The sequence below is a fragment of the Treponema zioleckii genome (assembly GCF_014737315.1).
Taxonomy (GTDB): Bacteria; Spirochaetota; Spirochaetia; order Treponematales; family Treponemataceae; genus Treponema_D; species Treponema_D zioleckii.
This window is the reverse complement of record NZ_JPUF01000124.1, coordinates 1-3,186: the sequence shown is the minus strand read 5'-3', so window position 1 is coordinate 3,186 and position 3,186 is coordinate 1. Positions and strand designations below refer to the sequence as shown.

The window sequence follows — 3,186 nt, the reverse complement described above, 5'->3', positions numbered from 1 at the left end:
TTCTGAATACTGACTCGAAAATAAATAATATCTTGCAAGCCCCCGATATAAATGGCTCCCAAAAAATCGCTGGTCAATTTTTAAGCTTTCATCAAAAGCCACAATGGCTTTCCTTAAGTTCTCCGAATCATCGCTTTTTTTATACAGGGCGATAAAAATCTTACCTTTTAAATCGTGAACTCCTGGAGAGTTTTTTTGAATCGCCAGACTTTTATCCGCATACTCGAGAGCCAAATCAAATCTATCAAGCTTATAACAAGCCTGTGCCTTTACATAATAAATCTCCGCCTCCTGAGTTTTTGACATTTTCTGCAGCAGCATCGTGTCCGAAAGGTTTAAAACTTCCTCATAATTCTCAATTTCAAAGTTTTCTTTTACCTTCTCAAAAAACTCAACACGAGTCAAAGCCTGTGCAAACACACACGCTCCTAACACCAACAACAGAACACCAAACAGTTTTTTCATACGTACCTCTGCTTAAAATCTTTGCTTATAAGATATGAACCTTTATTGATTGCAATCTTCTTCGGCAATCCAAGACAAAAAAGAACAGTCCTCTCCGCCCATTTTTACAACTTTTTATTTGATTTGTTCGTAAACATAAATACTATTTCCTGGTCATATTCACCTTTAGTTGCAAGTCTTCGGTCTGCACTAAAAGGCGGCATATTTTCCTTGAGTAAGGATAAATAATCTTTTACACTGTTTTTCAGTGGCAAAAATTGAAAATACGAAAATAAAAAATAATAAAAAAAGATATTCTTTTTCATCATAATAATATTGCCTTTTAAAATTGAATAATATCTAATTATTTATTTCCAAGCATTAACTGTTGTTACCTTATACTTAATAGTTTCATTCTTAATAGGATCATCATCAAACTGATATTTTAATAACAACTGAAACTCAAATTCTTCATCAATTGTTTTGTGATTACTGAACAATGAAGTAAAGTCTATTTTGGGCCAGCCTTTAGATTTACCTACTGAATGCGCAAAAAGTTCCCCATTCAACCAAAAATTCTTACCATCAGTCCTCCATGAATCAGGATTTTCTTCCAGTGTTGAAACTATTTCAGGTAATTTAAATTCAACATTTTCACAAATTAAATCAGTTTTACCTTCATATACATAAGATAATTCTTTTATAATTAATTTTTTATATTGTTTTTTTGTATATATTTCTACACTAGCTTTATAAGGATCTGCTTTTTTTTGTCTTTTATTCCACCCTGTCCACCATATAAAATAAATTTCCTGTTCAAATGCATTTCCACTTTCTAATCTATTCTTCATTCCACATGGAGGGGAATTTTCTTGATCTATTTCATATGAAAGATAATATTCAATATTATCAGCTCTATTTGTAACACAACTTAAGAGTAGTGTACTTATACAAAAAATTAAAAATACTAATACTTTTTTCATTTTTACTCCTAGATAATTGTATAATTTTAATAAAATTATTTTTTAGTTTGGCTACTTCTATAATGTAAACGTAAATTCAATTTGCGGATACTGTCAAAAGCAGATTCTGTTCATGATGGAATTCGTCCTGAATATACTCGCCGTCGCAAAGCTCCCGAAGACGCTTATTTGTAGAAGGCATCGTAACGGCATTATTCACAAGAACCTGCCGGACCTTATGAAGGGAGGAGAGTTATTCTAAGTAGCCACCGTAACACCAGCCAACTGTACCAGCTTTTATAGGCTTGCCGTCGCGGTCTTTTGCATCTGACTGAACTTCAACTTTTACCCAATTTGACGAAATGCCATCGATTGTTTCTGCTTTTCCAAGTTCAAGGATTTTTACTTTTGTTCCTGCAGACATTACAGTAAGAACCTGGGTAGAGGTAGCTTCGCCGGAGCGGAGCTTCAGGTTTTCTTTGACGGTCATTGTTTTGTTTTGAACAACGCTGGTAGCATTTGTTTTTGTTACTTCTGTTTGCACAGAAGGATTGCCATGTTTTGGCATTACAACTTTTGATAAATCGTTCGATTTTCCTTTTATCCAATTTTCTATCTGATTACAGGCTTCCGGACTTGTGCGGATTAATGTTTGAAATAGATTTTTTTCTGAAACTTCATCTATATACATTTTCATGTAGTCGCCGTCGATTATCAAATAAATATAGAATGGAGTTTCTTTCTTATATAATGGTAAAAAGTTTTCTTGCGGATGTGCAGTTCGTTTTGTATATTTTTGAAAATGGCTATACATTTTGCACACTTTATATTTTATAGATGATTCGGATACATCTTCTGTCGTTACAAGAAAAGTTGCTTCTCCATTACCAATGTAACTATTTCTAGCAAAAAAATAAAAATCATTAAAACCATAATAACCAAGAAAGAAATCTTCCTGCCATTTCGAAGGATTTTCAAATTGATTCTTCCATTCTCTCCAAAAAGGCTCATTTTTGTAAAGAATAGAATATCTGTCTATTTTGTTATTTATTTGCTCATAATAATATGCAGGAACCCAATAATTGCTCTTTATTTTAATTTGAATTTCTTTTGCATTCTCATTGAATACTAAAAAATTTATAGGCACACTTAAAGATTTATTTTCATTATTTTTAACCCATATCTCAATTTCTTTTGGGGAATTTGGATAAACAAAACCAATCCCATCATTATCATCTAACTGAAGTCTTTCATTTTTTTTCAAGGATTCTTGCTGTTTCATAAGATTAGTCCAGTTACAATCCTGTATAACTGTAAATGTATATTCTTGTGAAAATAAATCAATATTAATCAACAAAAGTAATAGAAAAAAAATTCTATTTTTCATTTTTATATGTCTCCGTATAATTAAAAGCATTGACAATTTCCATATTATTCAATGGTATAGATTGTTCCTCAGTAGAAGTTATTAATCCATGATTTTGTATAAATTTAGTAAAATTTAAATCTTCACTAAGATACATCTGCAAATGAAGATGTGCACCAACACCTTTTGCCCTTGCCGCTTTTTCTTCTGCATTTTCATTTATTCCATCGAGATCAAATTGTTTTTTCAATTTTTTTCTCCAAAAGCGCCCCGGTGCGGGCGTCCACATAACAACGGGTTGTACCGCAAAATCCGATTTGAAGCGCATGTTATGTGTTTTTTTTCTTACTGCAGATAGACATCATAAGCAAGTTAGCACAGGCTTTCATATCTAATCCTTTGTAATTTAACAGT

General features: G+C 32.1%; 5 protein-coding genes. All 5 read right to left on the bottom strand.

All coding sequences use genetic code 11. From position 1 onward, the window contains the following. Positions 1–465, bottom strand: a 465-nt coding sequence (locus tag JI65_RS16685; protein WP_197971973.1) for a tetratricopeptide repeat protein, incomplete at its 3' end; no start/stop codon positions are given. A 347-nt stretch (positions 466–812) separates the two neighbouring features. Further along, entirely contained in the window at positions 813–1,427 is a 615-nt protein-coding gene (locus JI65_RS16680; RefSeq protein WP_191018295.1) for a hypothetical protein, read from the bottom strand. A gap of 76 nt (positions 1,428–1,503) precedes the next feature. Next, entirely contained in the window at positions 1,504–1,626 is a 123-nt protein-coding gene (locus JI65_RS17615) for a hypothetical protein (RefSeq protein ID WP_277950612.1), read from the bottom strand. A gap of 33 nt (positions 1,627–1,659) precedes the next feature. Further along, positions 1,660–2,793 carry an SH3 domain-containing protein gene (locus JI65_RS16675; RefSeq protein WP_242457287.1) on the bottom strand — a complete coding sequence of 378 codons (1,134 nt, stop codon included), beginning with the start codon at positions 2,791–2,793 and terminating at the stop codon, positions 1,660–1,662. Then, a complete protein-coding gene (locus tag JI65_RS16670) occupies positions 2,783–3,022 on the bottom strand; it encodes a hypothetical protein (RefSeq protein WP_191018294.1) in 240 nt (79 codons plus the stop codon). The genes JI65_RS16675 and JI65_RS16670 overlap by 11 nt, the downstream gene beginning before the upstream one ends. Between the last annotated feature and the right edge of the window lie 164 nt (positions 3,023–3,186).

Excerpts from the sequence above, each read along its gene's own strand:
- JI65_RS16675 (WP_242457287.1), bottom strand. The coding sequence starts at position 2,793 with ATGAAAAATAGAATTTTTTTTCTATTACTTTTGTTGATTAATATTGAT.
- JI65_RS16680 (WP_191018295.1), bottom strand. The coding sequence starts at position 1,427 with ATGAAAAAAGTATTAGTATTTTTAATTTTTTGTATAAGTACACTACTC.